This is a genomic window from Maribacter sp. 4G9, from assembly GCF_002742265.1.
Lineage (GTDB): Bacteria > Bacteroidota > Bacteroidia > Flavobacteriales > Flavobacteriaceae > Maribacter.
Window position 1 is genome coordinate 1 of the sequence record NZ_MDGL01000151.1, and the last position, 840, is coordinate 840.

Here is an 840-nt window from a genome sequence, read left to right on the forward strand (position 1 = left end):
TGCTATTGCAAAATCTGGTAGACCATATGATGAAACTTACGTTTCCATACTGCCAAGATAAATAGAAGATGGATTGAATAAAAAAAGCTCAAAGAATCAAGTTATTGAACCTATGAGCGTGGAATAATAATGTCTCAAATTAAGGAAGAATTTGTTTGTTTTTTACCTCAGTTCTTTGTTGGCCTTTCGTTAATTCTCAATTTTCTGAATGGATTGAATAGTTTATTGCAAATGTTGTAACAATCAAGCTTAATGATAATCTTTATTGAATAATAAAGAAACTTTCCAATTATGAAATTGCAAAAAATTATACTCACAATTATTTTTCTGATTACACCTTATATGTTTTATGCACAGGCTGAATCAATATTCAATGGTGTTAAGTTGAATGAATCACTGGAAAAAACTGTTAAAAAATTAAGTGAAATATCTAAAACAGTAGACATGATATCGGTCGACAATCCAAATTTCCCCTTAGCAAAATTAAAAGAGGAGCACTTAGTCTGTTCTCAAGTAAAGACTGGTAATGGAATAATTGACAAAGTTGTATTTACATTTGCCGACGATACGCTTAAATACATAGAGGTAAGGGGGAATGTGCAGAAAGTTTTTGCAAGTAAGCGTATTGATACAGCCAGGGTTTATTTGAACTATGATTGTAAGCTTCCCTTAAAACCGAACTGTTTAAAAGTAGAATAATAACCTTAATTTTAAGCAGTATTATGAGGAAGAGCAAATTTTCACCAACACAGATCGCAAGTATCTTAAAGGAGTTCGACAACGGAAAGTCCGTTGCCGAGATAACCCGTGACCATGGGGTCAGTTCCGCCGCGTTCTACA

General features: G+C 33.2%; 2 protein-coding genes. Both read left to right on the forward strand.

The annotated features are described in order from the left end of the window. The first annotated feature begins 291 nt into the window (after positions 1 to 291). Positions 292 to 699: a hypothetical protein gene (locus tag BFP75_RS15040; RefSeq protein WP_099546195.1), complete on the forward strand. Its 408-nt coding sequence runs from the start codon at positions 292 to 294 to the stop codon at positions 697 to 699. Positions 700 to 722: 23 nt separating this feature from the next. Continuing rightward, positions 723 to 840, forward strand: a 118-nt coding sequence (locus BFP75_RS15045) for a transposase (protein WP_165776561.1), incomplete at its 3' end; no start/stop codon positions are given.

Coding starts and splice junctions, on each gene's coding strand:
- BFP75_RS15040 (WP_099546195.1), top strand. CDS start 292: ATGAAATTGCAAAAAATTATACTCACAATTATTTTTCTGATTACACCT.